Here is a 19,115-nt window from a genome sequence, read left to right as displayed (position 1 = left end):
ATTTTAGCAAATTTTTTAGAAAGTTCTCTTTAAATCCATAAACGCTATCTCAAGCAATCTGTTGTCACCGAGGTTTCAATGATGGTTTCCATACTCCCTGAAAAACAACCCGAAAAACAAAAGGTGACAGGTTACATTCACTCCGTTGAGACCTGTGGCACGGTAGATGGCCCCGGCATTCGCTATGTGATTTTTACCCAAGGGTGTCCACTGCGCTGTCTGTACTGCCACAATCCCGACTGCCGCGAACCCCATCAGGGCAAGCTCGTAACCGTGGATGAACTGATTGCCGATATTCAGCATTACCAATCCTATCTGCGCCAAGGGGGCGTAACGGTTAGTGGCGGCGAACCACTGATGCAGCCGGAGTTTGTGCGTGAAATTTTTGAGCGCTGCCACGAATTAGGATTGCACACCGCCCTAGATACGTCGGGCTATGTGGTCTTGGAGGCGGCTAAACCGGTTGTGGCGGCAACGGATCTGGTTCTGCTGGACATTAAATCCTTTCTGCCGGAGACCTATCGGCGGGTCACCAGTGTCACGATTACCCCCACCTTGGAGTTGGCCAAGTACCTAGATGAGATCCACAAACCGACGTGGATCCGCTTTGTCTTGGTACCGGGGCTGACGGATGATCCCGAAAATATCCGGGGATTGGCGCAATTTGTGGCGGGTCTGCGTAACGTGGAGAAAGTGGAGGTGTTGCCCTTTCACAAAATGGGGGAATACAAATGGCAGCAATTAGGGTTGCCCTATGAACTGTTTGATACGCCGGCAGCGAGTCCCAAAGATGTCCAACGGGCGATCGCCCTTTTCCGTGAATATGATCTCAACGTTCAATAACTTGCCCATTTAAGAAATTTCTTTCCTCAGGAGTCGCCCATGACTGCCCAAGCCTTAACTCATTCTCAACCCGTTCAAACCATTGCCGATCTCGAAGCACTCATTGAGCGTGTCCAAAGGGCACAAACCCAGTATGCTCAGTTTACCCAAGAGCAGGTGGATCACATTTTCCACCAAGCGGCCATGGCGGCCAACCAAGCGCGGATTCCCCTTGCCAAACAAGCCGTTGCCGAAACGGGCATGGGGGTTGTCGAAGATAAAGTCATTAAAAATCACTTTGCCTCGGAATATATCTACAACAAGTACAAACATGAGAAAACCTGCGGCGTAATTGAGGATGATCCCATTTTTGGCATCCAAAAAATTGCTGAACCCGTGGGAATCATTGCCGGTGTGGTGCCGGTGACGAACCCAACTTCGACGACCATCTTTAAGGCCTTGATTGCCCTGAAAACTCGCAATGGCATTATCTTTTCGCCCCATCCCCGAGCAAAGGTCTGTACGGTGGCCGCAGCCAAGGTGGTGTTGGATGCAGCAGTCGCCGCTGGCGCACCCCGCGATATTATTGGCTGGATTGATGAGCCAACCATTGAACTCTCCCAAGTCCTGATGCAGCATCCCCAAATTAAATTGATTTTGGCCACGGGTGGGCTAGGCATGGTGAAGGCCGCCTATTCCTCTGGTCATCCGGCGATCGGGGTCGGGGCGGGCAATACCCCGGTGCTCATTGATGCCACAGCCGATATTCCCACAGCGGTGAGTTCGATTCTCCTCAGTAAATCCTTTGACAATGGCATGATCTGTGCCTCGGAGCAGGCGGTGATTGTCGTTGATGAGATCTATGACGCGGTCAAAGCCGAGTTTCAACGGCGGGGGGGCTACATTCTCTCCCCTGAGGAACGGCAGCGGGTGGCACAACTGCTCCTGAAGGATGGTCGCCTCAATCCTGCGATTGTCGGTCAATCAGCAGCCACTATTGCTGCAATGGCCAATATCCAAGTGCCGCCAGAAACGCGGGTACTCATTGGTGAAGTGAGTGAAGTGGGGTCGCAGGAGCCATTTTCCTATGAGAAACTCTGTCCCGTCTTGGCCTTGTATCGGGCACCCCAGTTCCATAAAGGGGTGGAAATTGCCGCACAGTTGGTGAATTTTGGCGGCATGGGGCACACCTCTGTGCTCTACACCGATCCCCGCAACCAAGATGACATTGCCTACTTCAAATACCGCATGCAGACGGCACGGGTTTTGATTAACACCCCTTCTTCCCAAGGGGCGATCGGGGATTTGTACAACTTCAAGTTGGATCCCTCGCTGACCTTGGGGTGTGGGACGTGGGGCGGTAATGTCACGTCGGAAAATGTCGGTCCCCATCACCTGTTGAATATCAAAACGGTGAGCGATCGCCGCGAAAATATGCTCTGGTTCCGCGTGCCGCCGAAAATTTACTTCAAACCCGGCTGCCTACCCATTGCCTTGCGAGAGCTAGAAGGGAAAAAACGCGCCTTCTTGGTTACCGATAAACCCCTCTTTGACTTGGGGATCACTGACCCGATTGTGCACACCCTCGAAGAACTGGGCATCAAGCACGACATCTTCCATGAAGTGGAGCCAGACCCGACCCTGAGTACGGTGAATCGCGGCCTAGAACTGCTGCGAGACTATCAGCCCGATGTGATTATTGCCGTGGGGGGTGGCTCACCCATGGATGCGGCCAAGGTGATGTGGCTGTTGTATGAGCATCCAGAGGTGGAGTTTGACGGCTTGGCCATGCGCTTCATGGATATTCGCAAGCGGGTGTATCAACTGCCCCCCTTGGGTCAAAAAGCCATGATGGTGGCAATTCCCACGACCTCGGGGACGGGTTCCGAAGTGACGCCCTTTGCAGTGGTTACCGACGATCGCGTGGGGATTAAATACCCCTTGGCGGACTATGCCCTCACGCCCACCATGGCGATTGTGGATCCCGACTTGGTGCTGCACATGCCCAAGAAACTCACGGCCTATGGCGGCATTGATGCCCTAACCCATGCCTTGGAGTCCTATGTATCGGTGCTCTCGACGGAGTTTACTGAGGGACTGGCATTAGAGGCAATCAAACTGCTGTTTACGTACTTACCCCGTGCCTATCGCTTGGGGGCGGCTGACCCAGAAGCTCGCGAGAAAGTTCACTATGCCGCCACGATCGCCGGCATGGCCTTTGCCAATGCTTTCTTGGGGGTCTGCCACTCGATGGCCCACAAACTTGGCTCCACCTTCCATTTGCCCCACGGCCTTGCCAATGCGCTGATGATTTGCCATGTCATCCGCTATAACGCCACGGATGCCCCCCTGAAACAGGCAATCTTTCCACAGTACAAGTATCCGCAAGCCAAGGAACGCTATGCCCAAATTGCCGACTTTCTTGAATTGGGTGGTAGCACTCCAGAGGAAAAAGTGGCGCGCCTGATTGCCGCTATTGAAGACCTGAAGGCGCAGTTAGAGATTCCAGCCACCATTAAGGAAGCCCTCAACAGTGAGGATCAAGCCTTCTATGAACAGGTGCAAAGCATGGCCGAACTGGCCTTCGACGATCAGTGCACGGGGGCAAATCCTCGCTATCCGCTGATTCAAGACCTGAAGGAGTTGTATATCCTTGCCTATATGGGGTGTCGGCGGGATGCGGCAGCCTACCATCCGGCAGAAGCAGCTTCTGAATGAAGTGGCGTTATATTCCCCCCTTTGGGGCGCCGGGAAAAGTGCAAATGGCGGTGGATCGGTGGTTGTGGCAGTCTAGCGATCGCCCCTGTCTGCGGTTTTACACTTGGTCACCGCCCGCCATCTCCCTTGGCTACAGTCAGCGGCAAATTCCAGAGCACTGGCAACATCTGCCCTGGCAGGGGCAAGCCATCGAACTGGTGCAGCGACCCACGGGGGGGCGGGCTGTTTTGCACCAAGGGGATCTCACCTACAGTCTAGTGGTGTGGGGGTTGGGGCAACGGCGGCGACAGGTTTATACCGATCTGTGTCAATTCCTGAGGGTGGGGTTTGAGCGCCTAGGGTGGCCTCTGCAGTTGGGACAAGACCCCTATTCCTCTCAAGCGCCGATCAATTGCTTTGCCCAAGCCACCGTGGCCGATTTGGTTTTACCTACGGGCGAGAAAGTCATTGGTAGTGCCCAAGCTTGGCGGGGCGATCGCGTCCTGCAGCATGGTTCAATTGTCCTGACCCCTGACCTCGATCTATGGCAGCAGGTATTTGGCAGTGTTCCCCATCGGCAGTCCCTTCCCCCTTTAGAGGTGGTGCAAACGGCTCTCTTGGACGCCTTTGAGGCGCAGTGGCAAGTGAAACTGACCCCGGAACCCTTGAGCGATCGCGAGTGGCAAGAGATTAATGCAGAAATTAACAAAGTATCAAACTAGGGCTGTGGCTTCCCCCTCTAGGCTATGATTGGCTTGTTGTCTTGGGGATTCACATGGCACGCTGGCTGACTGCGCTTATTTTAACCCTGACGCTTCTCATTACCGGTTGCGCCCCTACCCCGCCCTCTCCCTATGAGCAGGTGCAACAGGAAAGCACTCAGCGCAATGCACCACCGGCAGTGAGTCGTGAAGCCACCCAAGGCAGTGAATTTAATCGCTTCTTTCCGCCCGAGGGGAATGGCTTTGAGCGCATCTATGTCCAAGAGAAAAAGGGCTTTGCCGAGGCTAAGCTGAAAAAAGAGGGCAAAGAACTAGCGATGCTGGCCATTTCCGATACGATTAGCACCCCTGAGGCTGCCGCCAAGTTTCAAAACAGTACGATGCAGATTGCTGGCTATCCAGCAGTAGAGGTGGGAACCACACAAACGGCCATTCTGGTGGCCAACCGCTATCAGGTGAAGGTACTCTCCCGTGATCCCAGTTTTACCGCCAGCGATCGCCGCGAATGGATTGAAAAATTTGATCTTGCTGGTTTAGCCCAACTTGCCCCCTAAGGAGACCACCGTGAGCGCAGCTATCTATAAAATTGTTGATCAACTCCCCACTGGGGGCATCACCGTTATGGCCCTCAAGTCCTTGGATTTCATCATTCCCGGCCAGTGGCAAAATATCGTTGGTTTTGATAACACGATCCGCCATGTAACTGGAGAAACGGATCCTGCCTTGATCCGCCAAATTGGCGATCGCGCCGTGCGGCTCTTTAATGACAAATCCCAAGGCTATCAGCGGGCACTGTGGCTCTATCAAACCGTGGACAACACCGATGCTCTCCTAGGAGCGGCTGCCCTTGCCAACAAAGTGGGCGAGAAAATTTCCTTCCTCGGCTTCTTGGATAAAATGACACCCAAGCCAGAGCGGGCGCAGTCCATTGATCTCAGCATTAAGCTGATTGTGGAAATTCTGGCCTTTTGTCAAATCAATGGCATTCCCGGTGACAGCCTCGGCGACTTCCTGCGTGCCCTTGCCGACTACAGTGGTGAATCCCTGATGCGGATGGCCGCCCTCATCTGCTTTGATGGCCTGATTCCCCTAGGGCCTGACTTTCTTCTCAAATGCTTGGGCACACTGCAAAGCTTGCAACCCAATGATCTACAGGAAAACCCCACCTTCAAAGCAATTGGCAGTGTCGTGCCGGGGGGCAATCCCAGCGGTCAATTGGGCTTTATTGTCGAAAGTTTTAATGCCGTGCAGGGGTGGATGCATCAATTTGTCAGCAGCCACGAGTTAACGCCGCAAAAGGTGATCAATAGTCTGCAAAGCTTTATTGAACTCTCGAAGGATAACCTCGACTACTTGGGAGCCTTTTTGGACATGAGCACCAACTACTACTACCATACGGGCGTTCAGACCCTAGCTCGTCGCCTGATTGAGCGAGCAGTTGCTGAGATTTAAGGGAGCTGACACCCTTGGTTTAGGACATTTCCAGCATGCGTTGGATGGGTTTGAGCGCCGCAAGGCGGATGTCTTCTGGTAGTTCAATCTGGGGCTGGCGATCGCGCATACACAAATAGAGTTTTTCTAGGGTATTCAGGCGCATAAAGGGGCACTCATTACAATTGCAGGTCTGATCCTGAGGGGGCGCAGGGATAAAAGTTTTCTCTGGGTTGCGCCGCTGCATCTGGTGGAGAATCCCTGGCTCGGTGACAACGATAAAGGTATCGTGATCTTGGCGTTGGCTATAGTTGAGCAAAGCCGTTGTCGAACCAATAAAATCGGCATGGCGGAGTACGGCTTCTTCGCATTCGGGGTGGGCAATCACCTGGGCCGTGGGGTAGGCGGCCTTGAGTTCGAGGATGCGTCGCTCGGAGAAGGTTTCATGGACAATGCAACTGCCGTCCCACAGCACCATCTGCCGTCCGGTTTGTGCCATGACATAGCGACCAAGGTTGCGATCGGGGGCAAAAATCAGGGGCTGATCCGCAGGCAACTGCTGCACAATTTTCACTGCATTAGAACTGGTGCAAATAATGTCACTCAGGGCTTTAATTTCGGCAGTGCAGTTAATGTAGGAAATCACCCAATGGTCAGGATACTGCGCCTTAAAAGCAGCAAAGGCGTCCGCAGGACAACTGTCTGCCAAAGAACAGCCCGCCGCCAAATCCGGCAGCAACACCAGCTTATCGGGGTTGAGAATCTTGGCGGTTTCGGCCATGAAATGCACCCCAGCAAAAACAATGACATCGGCATTGGTACTGGCGGCCTGCCGCGACAGCCCAAGGGAATCACCAATGTAATCGGCCACATCTTGAATGGCGGGGTCTTGGTAGTAGTGGGCTAGAATCACTGCATTCAGTTCCCGCTTCAGGTCTTGGATGGCCGCAATTAAATCCAACGGCAGGGACGGTTGGGGGGCAGCGAGAGTCGCAAACACAGGCAGTGGGTTCCTTTCGCAATTGGTAACGAGTCTCTCTATTATAGTGATTTTCACCAAAATAGGAATCCCTTAGGCATCATTGGCGAGCAGTTGCTGCACAAGGGCACGGGCACCATAGCTGACACCGGCCGTACCTTCCCCCGGATGCACGGAATCTCCCACTAACCACAGGTGAGGAATCGGGGTGCGGGTGGCCAAGCCAAAGGGGCCAAAGGTGCTCAGGCGTTGACTAATGCCCCCGACAATGCCATCTAGCCGCGCGGTATAGCGCCAGAAGGTGCGGGGGGTCGCCGCTTCACAGTGAACAATGTGCTCAGGCCGCAGATCAAAGAATTCCCCGAGGTGTTCAAGAGCTGTTTGGGTGTATTGCGCCTTGGTGGCGGCATAGTCTAAGTCGGGCTGACGCCAAAAATTCGGTTCAGTAAAGCTGGAGGCAATCAGGGTACGATAGCCTCTGGGGGCACGCCCATCCTGCGGCTGACTCACAGAGACAAACAGGGAGTTATTTTCGCCAATCGGCCCTTCCGCATCGTAGAGAAACTGCAAGTGGAGTGGACAACTTTCGGGAATGGCGGCCTCTTTAACGCCAAGGTAAATCACAAAGGCACCGGCGGCCGGCGGCAGTGTTTTGAGGCGGCGGGCATAGCCAGTGGGAATGGCATCGCCAAGGAGTTGGGGCAGGTTTTGGGCAGGGACATTGGCCACAATGTGATCCGCTGCAACGCGGTGCAAGGTTTTTGTTTTCAGGTTCTCCACTTGGACAGCGACGGCACGCCCCCGCTCGACTTCAATGTGACGCACCAAATGCCGGGTGTAAATTTGACCGCCATCGCGCTGCAAGGCATTGGCGAGTAAATCACTGAGCACCTGCATGCTGCCGTGGAGATGGTAGAGGCCGTGGGGGTCTTGGGACAGACAGAGGGCGGTGGCGGCATAGAGGAGTGCGGTTTCACTGGCATCTACTTGGGAGTAGAGCTTGAGTTGAAGATCCAGAAATTGCCGCAGCCGGCGATCGCCCCCGACACCGCAAAGACGCATCCAATCGGTCACCGTCATCAGGCTAAAGGGCAACGTGAGAAGCGTCTCCGGACGCAGGGCTTGCACCAATTGCCACAGATCAAAGCCATTGCGCGGGGGTAAAATGGGCTGCCGCTGCTGAAATCGCCAACTAATGGCAAAGAGGTGTTCAAGGCCTTGCCAAAACCGCTCACTGTGGGGAAAGTGGCGTTGACGTTCCAGTTGCCAGCGATCGCGATCGCGCCAAACATTGATGGGCGTCATTTCCTGCGGCAGATACACCGCACAGGCAGGATCGCAGGGGGTTGCTGCTGGCAGAGGCATCTCCAATTCAGCAAAAATCGCCGCGTGAATTCCCCCCGGCTCAAGGCCAGCCACTTGGGTGGCGCCAACATCAAAGGTAAAGCCCCGCCGCTGAAATGTGGAGGCACAGCCCCCCAGTTGGGCTGCCTGCTCAAACAGCTGAACCCGATAGCCCCGTCGTGCCAACAATGCCGCTGTGGTCAGACCCCCAATGCCGCCGCCAATGACGACCACCTGCTTTGCCATTTGTATAGTTATGTAAATTACCTGTATCTAGCACTTTAACGACGTTGAGCCAGTGCTGACAAGGAAAACGGCAAGCAACTAGCGCCGCCGCAACTGAAGCTGCTCATAGACCTGCCGCAGGGACACCCCATGATAGGCAAGGGCAACTAGCGTGTGGTAAAACAAGTCCGCTACCTCACTGGCGATCGCCTCGGGGTCATCGTCTTTGCAGGCCATCACCACTTCTACGGTTTCTTCGCCCAGCTTCTTGAGAATTTTATTATCACCGGCTGTGAACAGGCTGGAAGTGTAGGACTGTAGCTGCGGAAAGTCGCGCCGTTGACAGACCACGTTATACACTTGCGAAAGGGTATCTGCTGGTGGGTCTTCTACCCGTTGTCCGGCCTCCCCATGGCGGTGGAAACAACTGCGCTGCCCCGTGTGGCAAGCGACTTGGCCCACTTGCTCTACTGTTAACAACAGGGCATCACTATCGCAGTCGTAGCGGATACTTTTGACCCACTGGACATGGCCAGAGGTTTCGCCCTTGGGCCACAGTTCTTGGCGCGAACGACTCCAAAACCACGTACGACCGGTTTCAAGGGTTTTCTGTAGCGATTCCCGATTCATCCACGCCAGCATCAACACGGTGCCGTCCAAATAGTCTTGGACAATTGCTGGCACTAAACCCCGTTCATCGTAGCGAATCTCATCGAGGGGGAGGCTAAGGGTAGTGACAGGCATGAATCGTTCGCAGGTCTCAAGAGGGTGACCCGGAGATCACGCCTACCGCAAGCATCCCGTATTGCTGCTTCCTTCCGGACCTGACAAGGTTGAGGCGTTGCGATCGCATGATTCCGAGCCAACTTGTATCCTAGCACACCCCATCGAGGTACATAAATCGCCCTATTAGGAATCTTTATCTCTCGTTTCTTAAAGAAAGTTTATATTAAAGAGGTAACAGCGTAAGATTTGGTAATGCCTATGACCCTTGCTGCACTGATGGTGACGCAGGCTGAGACTCTCCGTGGTCTCTTTCGGATGTTGACGGCAACCAGTTGTCCCTATCGCTATAACTTTCATCTCCATACCATCTGCTCCGATGGGCAACTGACACCGCAGCAAGTGGCGCAACAGGCAATGATCCATGGCCTCAAGGGATTTGCCATTACCGATCACCATGCCCTAGAGGGCTATTTTCAGGCTCGAACCTACGTAGAAGCCTATCCAGGAACGGATCGCCCCCAAGTTTACACGGGCATTGAAATTACGGCTCAACTCTTGGGTACTGAGGTGCATATTCTGGGCTATGGCTTTGACCCCTATGCGCCGATCCTGCATCTCTATACAATGGGCACTGCCCCCCAAGGGGACTTGGCACAGGCAGAACGGGTGATTGCCGCACTCCATGAAGCAGGAGGCTTGGCGATTTTGGCACACCCGGCGCGCTATCGTTTGCCTGCTGAACAATTGATTCCTGCAGCTGTGGCGCGGGGGATTGATGGGGTGGAAACCTACTACTGTTACAGCAATCCCGATGTGTGGGAACCCACCCCTGAAACAACCGCCCTTGTGCATGCTTTGGCCGTTGAACACCAGTTGCTGGAGACCTGCGGCACGGATACCCATGGCCAAGATATCTTGGTGCGGCGATGACCGTGACTGAAATCCTGATCACCTTAGGGGCGATCGCCATCAGTTGGTTCGTGCTCCGCTGGCTGATCACTGTCCTCAAGGTCACTCTCGGTACGGCGATTAAAATTGCCCTGATTGTTTTCCTGTTGCAACTCTTTTTTGGTATTGGTCCCGATCGCCTGTGGGAGCAAGCACAGTTTCTATGGTCACAGGTGGCGAGTTATTTGCCGATGCCTTCTTTGCCCTCCTCGCAATAATGATAGGTTTCTGCGCCGGTTGAGCTTTGGCGGGCGTCTTTTGTCAGATCGGCCAGAATCCAGTAAACTGACCGGCATCAAGCCCCTTTGCCCCAAGGTCATGACTCAAACAGCATGGTTAGAACTTGTCAAATCCGTCAGTGAGCAGGGGGTTCAGCTACCCGCCAGCGGCCTCAAAATTGGCCGTGCCCCCGATAATGACATTGTCCTCAATGATCTTTCCGTCTCCCGCTACCACGCTTTCTTGGAGTGGCAAGAAGGGAAAGTTCACCTCGTAGATCTCGGCAGTAAAGCGGGCACCCATCTCAATGGCCAACCGGTTGTGCCCAATACCCCCATTCCCCTTGAAGATGGCGACTTGATAACGCTGGGCAACTCTGCTGTGCGCTTTCGCCTCATCTGGCACTACCACGACTATCAACCCCGTACCACTGAGGTCAGCAAAGAGACTGAAGTCCCTGTGATTGAAGTGCGCACCAAAACATGGCAGCAACGCTGGGGGCTACAGGAGCAAACGACGCTTTTAGGCACCCATCCCGCCTGCGATGTGGTGGTGGATACCCCTGAACTTTTGCCCTGCCACTTGAAATTACGCTTTGCGGATCAGCATTTGCAGGTGGTAGATCTCAGTGACCCGCAGCCAGCAATGAATGTGCATTTGGGAATCGGGGAGAGTTATGCCCTGATGGAATTTGTGACGCTGACCTATGTGGGGCAGGAGTTGCCCGATCGCATTGACACAGAGCGTCATGCCGTTGTCTTTAGCCCCGCGACGGAGTTGAGCACAGCAACAGTACTGGCGATTCCTGAGGCCGATGCGACATCCACTGTCCCCGTGAAGACGATTTCGCTGGTGGGATACAACACGTTCACGATTGGCCGCGATCCAAGCAATGATCTGGTGATTGAGCATCCAACGGTGTCCCGTCACCACGCCAAAATTGAGCGCCGCAATGGCGATTTCCTGCTCACGGATCTGGGGTCGAGTAATGGCACGTTTGTCAATGGCCGCGAGGTAGAAGAACCCACACTGCTGCGGGTGGGGGACAGTATTCGCATTGGTAGCGATCGCCTTGTCCTCAATGTTGATGAAACCCTGACCCAATATGCCGAATCGGGTCACATGCGCCTAGATGCCATCAACCTCAGTAAGGTGGTGGGCAAGGGAACGCAAATTCTCCACGATATTTCGCTATCGATCATGCCCAAGGAGTTTGTGGCCATCTTGGGGCCTAGTGGTAGCGGCAAGTCAACGCTCCTCGATGCCCTCAATGGACTGCGGCCAGCAACAACGGGCACGGTACTGGTCAATGGCACAAATTTCTACCGCAACTATCAGGCCTTTCAAGCGCAATTGGGCTATGTACCGCAGAAGAATATCATCCACGAGGAACTGACGATCGCCCAAGCCTTGGAATACGCGGCAAAACTACGCATGCCTCCCGATACAACCCCAGCGGAACGCCAACAGCGGGTGACCGAGGTGTTAACAGAATTGGGACTGAACCATCGTCGCGATGTGCCCATTTCCCGCCTCAGTGGCGGTCAGCAGCGGCGGGTGTGTATTGGTGCCGAATTGCTCACGCAACCCAGTCTCTTCTTCCTCGATGAGGCCACCTCTGGCTTAGATCCGGGCACGGAAGCCGACCTGATGTTTTTGCTGCGGCAGTTGGCGGATCAGGGGCGAACGATTCTGATCATTACCCACGCCACCCAAAATATTCGGGAGTGTGATCTGGTGATCTATCTAGCGGAGGGCGGCCGGCTGGCCTACTTTGGTCCTCCTGATCAACTGCTGCCCTATTTCCGAGCTACCTTTGGCGATCGCTTTAGTGGCATTAAGCTCGAGGATTTTTCTGGCATCTATCGTGCCCTAGACAAAGAGAAAAACCCCAATGCCCCCACTTCGGCAGAACTAGAGGAAGCCTACCGGCGATCGCGCCTCTATCAGGAATATGTGGTCGGGCGACAGCAGGTGCTAGCTCACATGCCCGATGAAAGTCAACGGCGCACCAAGGGCAAATCCCGTCGCAGCAGTGAACCCAAGTCGAAAATCTCCCCTTGGCAACAATTTCTCATTCTCACCCGCCGCAATCTCACAATTCTTGGCCAAGATCGCAGTAACCTGCTGCTGACCCTCTTAATAGCCCCCCTCTTGGGGAGTTTGAGTTTTGTTTCTTGGCAGCGGGATCTCTTTAATCCGGAAACGGGGAATGCGGGTCAAGCCCTGACGATGATTTTTGTCACCAGTCTGATTGCCGTCATGATTGGCGCAATGACAACGATGCGGGAATTGGTTAAGGAGGTGGAGGTTTATCGGCGGGAGCGGATGATTGGCCTGCGGCTGTTGCCCTACATTGGCTCCAAGGGGGCGATCGCCCTTGGGCTAGCTCTTTATCAAGCGGCCACTTACCTTGCGGTGACAAAGCTGGCGGTGGATTTACCGGGAGATTGGGGGGTTACTTTTGCCATGTACGTCACCCTTGCCCTTGCCATTTTTGGCGGTATGGCGATGGGTCTTTTAGTCTCTGCCTTTGCCCCTAGCCAGAACATTGTGCCGCTGCTGGTGCTGATGTTTTTAGTGCCCCAAATTATCTTTAGTGGCGGGATTCAGCCCGTTTCTTCCTTCGGGTTACCGGGGCAGATTATTAACCATCTGACGGTCATTAAGTGGCCCTTTGAGGCGATGGTCAAGCTCACAGGCATCGGGGATGACATTGCCAATGACCCCTGTTGGCGCGAACCAGAGGAGGAACGGGAAAAAATGACCGAGGAGATGCAGCGGGATTTTTGTCTGTGCTATGGTCCCGGTCTCTTTAAGACCTGTAACTTCCCCGGTATCCGCGCCAAGTATGTCCCCGAAGTGGATGAACCCGCACCGCCGCGGCCAGAGTCTCCGGGCGATCCCCCCAATGATCCAGCAGCGCTCCAAGACTATCTGCAACGGCTGCAAGCCTATCAGGCAGCCATGGATGAGTGGGAACTAAAATATTCTGAGTGGAACCGCCAACGCAGTCGTGCCATCAATGAAGCCCAAGGCATTATCAGCCGCTTCCAACGAGATCAAGGCTACATGTTTACCGTAGATGTGCAACGCCATTGGCGCGATCAAAGCATTCTCATCTTGGCAATGCTAGTGGCTTTGCCCTTCTGCCAAAAACGCCGTGACTTTAGCCGTTGATACGCTGCCATTTTCAGGGGTGGGGTTTTAGACCAATTTTTTGAATAATGGAAAAGTTATCCCCCGCCGTTTCCTGTCCCCATGCCTTCTGCCAATCTCTTACTCATTGATGGTCATTCCTTGGCCTTTCGTGCCTACTACGCCTTTAGTAAGGGGCGAGAGGGGGGGTTGCGTACCTCCACGGGGATTCCCACTAGTGTGTGTTTTGGCTTTCTTAAGACGCTGCTGGAGATTCTGGAGCAGCAGCAGCCGGATCATGTGGCCATTGCTTTTGACTTGGGGGAGCCGACATTTCGCCACACAGCCGACGAAAACTACAAGGCGGGGCGGGCAGAAACGCCCGAGGACTTTATTACCGATATTGCCAATTTGCAGGCGTTGCTGCGGGCACTGCGTCTACCCCTGTTGAGTCAGCCGGGCTATGAAGCCGATGATGTGATTGGTACGGTGGCCCATCGCTTGCGACCCCAAGGATGGCGGGTGTCCATTGTCAGTGGCGATCGCGACCTCTTTCAATTGATTGATCGCGAAGGTCAAGTACAGGTCTTGTATCTGGGGAATACCCTTGGCCAACGCAAGCAGGGTCTGGAGGTCTTTGATGCCCTCAAGGTCAAGGAAAAAATGGGGGTTTGGCCCGAGCAAATTGTGGACTATAAAGCCCTCTGTGGCGATGCCAGCGATCGCATTCCCGGTATTAAGGGGATTGGCCCAAAAACAGCGGTGCAGTTACTCAATCAGTACCCCACGCTAGAGGAAATCTACGCCCACATTAATGAGATTACGCCCCCTAGCCTAAGAACGAAGCTGATCAATGGGGAGGCCGATGCCCGCCATTCCCGCACCCTAGCTCAAATTATCCTCGATGTCCCCTTGGAACTGCCCCTAGAGGAACTGCATCTGAGTCCCTTTGAGTGGCTAACGCTGGATCAGCTATTGGATCACTTGGAATTTCGTGCCCTGCGGATGCAACTTCAGGACTGGCACCTCCGCTTGGGGGGGACACTGCCGGATGTAGAGAGCAATCCCGATGAAACGTGGTTTTTTGCGCCGACGGATACCCCTGACCCCTTGAATGTGCAACTCATTGAGACGCCAGAGCAACTGCAATGGCTGATCGCCCAGTTAGAAACCTGTACCGATGCGAACCATCCCGTGGCTTGGGACACGGAAACCACGGCCTTGAACCCCCGCGATGCTGCCTTGGTGGGCTTGGGCTGCTGTTGGGGCGCAGCGCCTGATCAGGTGGCCTATCTACCGTTGGGGCACAAAGAGGGGCAGAACCTACCCCTACCAGAGACCCTCGCCGCTTTGCGACCGATTCTTGAGGGCGATCGCTACCCCAAAGTCTTGCAAAATGCCAAGTTTGACCGCTTGGTGCTGCGGTTTCAGGGGATTCAATTACAGGGTGTCGTATTTGACACGATGCTGGCGAGCTATGTGATTAATCCCGAAGCCAGTCACAACCTCAAGGATCTGTGTCAACGCTATCTGCCCCTTCAAGCCCAAACCTACCGTAGTCTGGTGGGCAAAGATCAAACCCTTGCGGATCTCCCCCCTGCGGTGGTAGCGCAATACTGTGGCCTCGATGTCTATACCACCTATCTTCTCAAGGACAAACTAGAGGCCGACTTGCCCCCCCGCCTGCGCCAACTCCTCCTAGAGGTGGAATTGCCCCTCGAACCCATTCTGGCGGAAATGGAAGCCACGGGGATTCGCATTGACAGTGACTATTTGCGGCAACTCTCCCAAGAACTCGAACAGCAACTGGCAGCACTGCAACAACAAGCATGGGATGCCGTGGGACAACCCTTTAACTTGGCCTCCCCCAAGCAACTGAGTGAACTGCTCTTTGGCATTTTGGGGTTAGATACGAAAAAGACCCATAAAACAAAACTGGGCTACTCCACCGATGCCGCAACCCTCGAAAAACTGCGGGGAGATCATCCTGTGATTGAACTCATTTTGAACCATCGCACCCTCGCCAAGCTCAAATCCACCTATGTGGATGTGTTGCCAACCTTGGTGCGTCCGGACACAGGCCGTGTACATACGGAATTCAACCAAGCGGTGACCGCTACGGGGCGCCTTTCCTCCTCTAATCCCAATCTGCAAAATATCCCCATTCGCACCGAGTTTAGTCGGCAAATTCGCCGCGCCTTTATTCCCGAGCCGGGCTGGTTGCTGGTGGCAGCGGACTATTCCCAAATTGAGTTGCGCATCCTTGCTCATCTGAGTCAAGAGCCGGCCCTACTAGAGGCCTACCAAAAAGGGGAGGATGTCCATCATCTCACAGCTCAGTTTCTCTTAGAAAAAACCGACATTAGTTCCAGCGAGCGACGCTTGGGCAAAATTATTAACTTTGGCGTCATTTACGGGATGGGAGCACAGCGGTTTGCCCGTGAGGCCGGGGTGAGTGTGGCCGATGCTAAGGTGTTTATTCAGCGGTTTTACGATCGCTATCCACGCGTCTTTGACTATTTGCGGCAAATGGAACGGCTTGCCCTCAGCCAAGGCTATGTGGAAACCATTTTGGGACGGCGGCGCTATTTTGAATTTCAGAGTTCTGAACTGCAAGCCCTGCGGCGCAAGCCTTTAGAGGCGCTAGCCGATGTCGATCCCAGTAAACTAAAAATGAGCAATTACGAGCGGGGACTATTGCGGGCGGCAGCCAATGCCCCGATTCAAGGTTCCAGTGCCGATATTATTAAGTGTGCGATGGTGAAACTGGCTCCCCTACTTTCCCCTGAAGAAGTCCGCCTGCTGCTCCAAGTCCACGATGAATTGGTGTTGGAGATGACCCCTGAAGCGTGGGAACAACTGCAAACTACAATTCCCGAAGTCATGAGTACAGCAGTACCCCTGAGTGTGCCCCTTGCGGTGGACATTTACGCGGCGGCCAACTGGCTGGAGGCCAACTAGGTTTGTTGATGCGGCAGCAACGCCACTGGCAAGTTTATTTCTGGCAAATTCTCCTCTGCCTTGTTTTGGGGGCGATCGCCCTCTCCTTGCCGGCCGACGCCCAAACGATTCGCCCCTACATTGACCGTGCCATGGATCAAATCAGTGAATTCTATCTTGACAATGGGATGCACTTCATTGTCATGGAGCAACACCAAGCCCCGATAGTGTCATTTCTCACCTACGTGGATGTGGGGGGCGTTGATGAACCGGAAGGCCAGACCGGTGTGGCGCACTATCTGGAACACTTGGCCTTTAAGGGCACCCGCCGCATTGGGACGACGGATTATGCCGCTGAAAAAGAAAAACTTGCCCAACTGGATCGCCTCTTTGAGCAACTGCAAGCCACGACGGATGAGCGGCAACGTCAGGCATTGATTACAGAATTTGCCGCTGTGCAGCAGGCTGCCGATCGCTATGTGATTCGCAATCAATATGGCCAAATTGTCCAGCAGGCCGGGGGCGTGGGTCTCAATGCAACCACATCTGCCGATGCCACCCGTTACTTCTACAGTTTTCCCGCCAACAAATTGGAACTGTGGATGTCCCTAGAGTCGGAACGCTTTTTGGAACCCGTCTTTCGCGACTTCTATCAAGAAAAGGAAGTCATCCTTGAGGAGCGGCGGCTACGCACTGAAAATTCCCCCACTGGCCAACTCTTTGAGGCCTTTTTGGCCACCAGCTTTCGTCAGCATCCCTACCGCCGACCCGTCATTGGCTACCGTGAGGATATTCAAAACCTGCGCCGCGCCGATGTGGAACGGTTTTTTCGCCAGTATTACACACCTGACAAAATGACCATGGTGCTTGTCGGAGATGTTGATCCCCAGAAGGTGAAGGAATTGGCCAAGGTTTATTTTAGTCGCTATCCCAAGGGCACGGGCAAAACCACAGCCATTCCCCCCGAACCGCCGCAAACGGAACCTCGGCAGATTACCCTCGAATTGGCCAGTCAACCCCTCTATATTGAAGCCTATCCCTGTCCACCTTTGAGGGATCCCGCGTACCTCACCTATGAAATTTTGACACGTCTCCTCAGTGGCGGTCGCACCTCCCGTCTCTACCGTTCCCTTGTCCTAGAGCAAAAATTAGCCCTCAACGTGCAAGCCTACGTGGGGTTTCCCGGTAATAAATACCCCAATCGCTTTCTCATCTACGGGGCACCAGCACCGGGTCAAACGACGGCTGCCCTTGCGGCAGGTATTGCCCAAGAACTCAAGGCACTGCAAACAACACCCGTGACGGCGGCAGAGCTGGATCGGGTAAAAGCGCAACTGCGGATGGAACTGCTGCAAAACCTAATGTCCAATGAGGGGATGGCCAAACTCTTGGCGGAGTATGCTGTAAAAGGCGGCGGCTGGCAGCAACTCTTTGCCCGTTTAGAGGCCATTAATGACATTACCCCTGCGGACATTCAGCGGGTGGCTCAATCCCTGCAACCCCAGCAGCGGACAGTGGCGCAAATTCAAACCCGTTCATGAAGACCCTTTGGATGGAATGGTTGGGGGCGATCGCCTTCTATACCTGTTTGCCCATTCCCCCTAACTGCCCCATGCAATTGGCGGGAGCTGCCAAGTGGTGTCCTTGGGTCGGGCTATTGCTGGCCGTACTCCTTTGGGGAACCCACCAGTTGCTGGCATTTTTGCACGTTCCCCCCCTCGTGGCCAGTGTCTTGGTTGTGGCACTTTGGCTAGGATTAACTGGGGGATTGCACTTGGATGGTGCCATGGACACGGCCGATGGTTTAGCCGTCAGGGATCAACAACGGCGCCTTGAGGTGATGGCGGACAGCCGCACGGGTGCCTTTGGCGTCATGGCAGGACTCGTCATTTTGCTCTTAAAAGTAGCGGCCTTGAGCAGTTTAGAGAGGGGTCAGGTCTTGGTGTGGGTATTGGTGATCGGGCGCCTTGCTCAGGTGTGGGCGATCGCCCGCTATCCCTATTTGAAACCCCAAGGCACGGGTCAGATCCATAAAGCCAGTTGTGCCTTTCCCCGCGATTTTTGGCCGAGTGGTTTACTGGTGCTATTACTCAGCTTCCTGCTACCGCTTCCCTTCGGACAATTGCTTTTTGGTTTGCTCCTCATCCCCTTGATCCCGGCATGGTTTCAGTGGCAGTTGGGCGGTCACACGGGGGATACCTATGGTGCGGTTGTTGAGTGGACAGAAGCCTTGATGTTGGTTGCCTTCACGGTGGCATCGACCAGTTGATCCGGCAGCGCCACGGCCACGGTGATGATCCCCAAGACCTTGTAGCCAGCCCCCCGTAATACTGCGGCTGCAGTTCGTGCCGTTGTCCCCGTGGTATAAATGTCATCGCACAAAAGGAGCCAGCGCCGTCGCTGCAGCCCCTGCCCTAGGCGAAAGGCATTCTCAAGATTGGCTTGGCGTTCTGTGAGTGAAAGCTGAAACATGGACTGGGTTGCTCTTTGGCGGATTAGTCCCACTGGGGCAAGGGGTAGCTCAAGGGCACGGCAAAACCCCTCAGCAATGAGCGCTGCTTGATTAAAGCCGCGGCTCTGCAATTTATGGCGATGGAGGGGAATAGGCACAATCTGCAACGGGAGGCGTTGGGCGATCTTCGCTTCCAACCAACTCAGGGCTAACCATTGGCCAAAGAGGGTACCTAGTTCGGGGTGATTGTTGTATTTCATGGTGGCGATCGCCCGCTTGAGGTCTTGCTGATAATACCCCCAGGGAAAAAGGGGGAGACTGCCCCGCCAGTAGCGTTGGCGTTGGCGCACTTCCCATGACCTCAGCCGCCGTTCACAATCCCTACAGATCGTTTGGGGACTGGCTCGACCACAACAGGGACAGGGCTGCTGAAATAGGAAGGAGGCTAGCGATCGCCACACCAGCACACCCC

General features: G+C 54.4%; 15 protein-coding genes and 1 other RNA gene. 11 read left to right on the top strand and 5 right to left on the bottom strand.

From position 1 onward, the window contains the following. Positions 1–78 precede the first annotated feature (78 nt). The 5 genes from pflA to RHH53_RS03310 are packed head-to-tail and all read left to right on the top strand — an operon-like array spanning position 79 to position 5,693. The gene (pflA, locus tag RHH53_RS03330; protein WP_206201054.1) at positions 79–843 is read left to right on the top strand and encodes a pyruvate formate-lyase-activating protein; all 765 of its coding nucleotides are present in this window, start codon (positions 79–81) and stop codon (positions 841–843) included. Between the two features lie 39 nt (positions 844–882). Further along, entirely contained in the window at positions 883–3,540 is a 2,658-nt protein-coding gene (adhE, locus tag RHH53_RS03325) for a bifunctional acetaldehyde-CoA/alcohol dehydrogenase (protein ID WP_310744090.1), read from the top strand. Next, a complete protein-coding gene (locus RHH53_RS03320) occupies positions 3,537–4,241 on the top strand; it encodes a lipoate--protein ligase family protein (RefSeq protein WP_225901641.1) in 705 nt (234 codons plus the stop codon). Before adhE ends, RHH53_RS03320 begins: the two co-directional genes overlap by 4 nt. Positions 4,242–4,294: 53 nt before the next feature. Beyond that, positions 4,295–4,795 carry a hypothetical protein gene (locus RHH53_RS03315; protein WP_302676832.1) on the top strand — a complete coding sequence of 167 codons (501 nt, stop codon included), beginning with the start codon at positions 4,295–4,297 and terminating at the stop codon, positions 4,793–4,795. 10 nt (positions 4,796–4,805) lie between these two features. Then, the gene (locus RHH53_RS03310; protein WP_302676834.1) at positions 4,806–5,693 is read left to right on the top strand and encodes a hypothetical protein; all 888 of its coding nucleotides are present in this window, start codon (positions 4,806–4,808) and stop codon (positions 5,691–5,693) included. A 19-nt stretch (positions 5,694–5,712) separates the two neighbouring features. On the opposite strand, the gene nadA is transcribed toward RHH53_RS03310, so the two are convergent. The 4 genes from nadA to ffs all read right to left on the bottom strand — a co-directional run bounded on the left by nadA (position 5,713) and on the right by ffs (position 9,084). Continuing rightward, positions 5,713–6,672: a quinolinate synthase NadA gene (gene nadA, locus RHH53_RS03305; protein ID WP_206201049.1), complete on the bottom strand. Its 960-nt coding sequence runs from the start codon at positions 6,670–6,672 to the stop codon at positions 5,713–5,715. A gap of 72 nt (positions 6,673–6,744) precedes the next feature. After that, positions 6,745–8,241 carry a C-3',4' desaturase CrtD gene (crtD, locus tag RHH53_RS03300; protein WP_302678829.1) on the bottom strand — a complete coding sequence of 499 codons (1,497 nt, stop codon included), beginning with the start codon at positions 8,239–8,241 and terminating at the stop codon, positions 6,745–6,747. 78 nt (positions 8,242–8,319) lie between these two features. Continuing rightward, the gene (gene hisIE, locus RHH53_RS03295) at positions 8,320–8,964 is read right to left on the bottom strand and encodes a bifunctional phosphoribosyl-AMP cyclohydrolase/phosphoribosyl-ATP diphosphatase HisIE (protein ID WP_149820934.1); all 645 of its coding nucleotides are present in this window, start codon (positions 8,962–8,964) and stop codon (positions 8,320–8,322) included. A 23-nt stretch (positions 8,965–8,987) separates the two neighbouring features. Next, an RNA gene (gene ffs / locus RHH53_RS03290) (signal recognition particle sRNA small type) lies at positions 8,988–9,084 on the bottom strand. A 120-nt stretch (positions 9,085–9,204) separates the two neighbouring features. Here ffs and RHH53_RS03285 point away from each other — a divergent pair. The 6 genes from RHH53_RS03285 (at position 9,205) to cobS (ending at position 18,460) form a co-directional block, all read left to right on the top strand. Further along, positions 9,205–9,876 (top strand): PHP domain-containing protein, encoded by a 672-nt coding sequence (locus tag RHH53_RS03285; protein ID WP_225901640.1) that lies wholly within the window; start codon positions 9,205–9,207, stop codon positions 9,874–9,876. Continuing rightward, positions 9,873–10,112 carry a hypothetical protein gene (locus RHH53_RS03280; RefSeq protein ID WP_206201046.1) on the top strand — a complete coding sequence of 80 codons (240 nt, stop codon included), beginning with the start codon at positions 9,873–9,875 and terminating at the stop codon, positions 10,110–10,112. The genes RHH53_RS03285 and RHH53_RS03280 overlap by 4 nt, the downstream gene beginning before the upstream one ends. Positions 10,113–10,212: 100 nt before the next feature. Beyond that, positions 10,213–13,293 (top strand): FHA domain-containing protein, encoded by a 3,081-nt coding sequence (locus RHH53_RS03275; RefSeq protein ID WP_206201045.1) that lies wholly within the window; start codon positions 10,213–10,215, stop codon positions 13,291–13,293. An 81-nt stretch (positions 13,294–13,374) separates the two neighbouring features. Continuing rightward, on the top strand, positions 13,375–16,212 hold the full coding sequence (gene polA / locus RHH53_RS03270) for a DNA polymerase I (RefSeq protein ID WP_310744089.1): 2,838 nt from the start codon (positions 13,375–13,377) through the stop codon (positions 16,210–16,212). Positions 16,213–16,220: 8 nt separating this feature from the next. Then, complete coding sequence (locus RHH53_RS03265) at positions 16,221–17,732, top strand: pitrilysin family protein (protein WP_225901639.1); 1,512 nt, start codon at positions 16,221–16,223, stop codon at positions 17,730–17,732. Then, positions 17,729–18,460: an adenosylcobinamide-GDP ribazoletransferase gene (gene cobS, locus RHH53_RS03260; RefSeq protein WP_310744088.1), complete on the top strand. Its 732-nt coding sequence runs from the start codon at positions 17,729–17,731 to the stop codon at positions 18,458–18,460. The genes RHH53_RS03265 and cobS overlap by 4 nt, the downstream gene beginning before the upstream one ends. On the opposite strand, the gene RHH53_RS03255 is transcribed toward cobS, so the two are convergent. Continuing rightward, a complete protein-coding gene (locus tag RHH53_RS03255) occupies positions 18,391–19,104 on the bottom strand; it encodes a ComF family protein (protein ID WP_310438049.1) in 714 nt (237 codons plus the stop codon). The two genes, cobS and RHH53_RS03255, sit on opposite strands and share 70 nt — an antisense overlap. Positions 19,105–19,115 lie beyond the last annotated feature (11 nt).

This window comes from Thermosynechococcus sp. PKX82 (assembly GCF_031583255.1).
GTDB lineage: Bacteria > Cyanobacteriota > Cyanobacteriia > Thermosynechococcales > Thermosynechococcaceae > Thermosynechococcus.
This window is presented reverse-complemented; position numbering and strand designations above follow the sequence as displayed.

Excerpts from the sequence above, each read along its gene's own strand:
- pflA (WP_206201054.1), top strand. The coding sequence starts at position 79 with ATGATGGTTTCCATACTCCCTGAAAAACAACCCGAAAAACAAAAGGTG.
- RHH53_RS03265 (WP_225901639.1), top strand. The coding sequence starts at position 16,221 with ATGCGGCAGCAACGCCACTGGCAAGTTTATTTCTGGCAAATTCTCCTC.
- RHH53_RS03320 (WP_225901641.1), top strand. The coding sequence starts at position 3,537 with ATGAAGTGGCGTTATATTCCCCCCTTTGGGGCGCCGGGAAAAGTGCAA.
- RHH53_RS03315 (WP_302676832.1), top strand. The coding sequence starts at position 4,295 with ATGGCACGCTGGCTGACTGCGCTTATTTTAACCCTGACGCTTCTCATT.
- cobS (WP_310744088.1), top strand. The coding sequence starts at position 17,729 with ATGAAGACCCTTTGGATGGAATGGTTGGGGGCGATCGCCTTCTATACC.
- RHH53_RS03285 (WP_225901640.1), top strand. The coding sequence starts at position 9,205 with ATGACCCTTGCTGCACTGATGGTGACGCAGGCTGAGACTCTCCGTGGT.
- crtD (WP_302678829.1), bottom strand. The coding sequence starts at position 8,241 with ATGGCAAAGCAGGTGGTCGTCATTGGCGGCGGCATTGGGGGTCTGACC.
- RHH53_RS03280 (WP_206201046.1), top strand. The coding sequence starts at position 9,873 with ATGACCGTGACTGAAATCCTGATCACCTTAGGGGCGATCGCCATCAGT.
- RHH53_RS03275 (WP_206201045.1), top strand. The coding sequence starts at position 10,213 with ATGACTCAAACAGCATGGTTAGAACTTGTCAAATCCGTCAGTGAGCAG.
- adhE (WP_310744090.1), top strand. The coding sequence starts at position 883 with ATGACTGCCCAAGCCTTAACTCATTCTCAACCCGTTCAAACCATTGCC.
- hisIE (WP_149820934.1), bottom strand. The coding sequence starts at position 8,964 with ATGCCTGTCACTACCCTTAGCCTCCCCCTCGATGAGATTCGCTACGAT.
- polA (WP_310744089.1), top strand. The coding sequence starts at position 13,375 with ATGCCTTCTGCCAATCTCTTACTCATTGATGGTCATTCCTTGGCCTTT.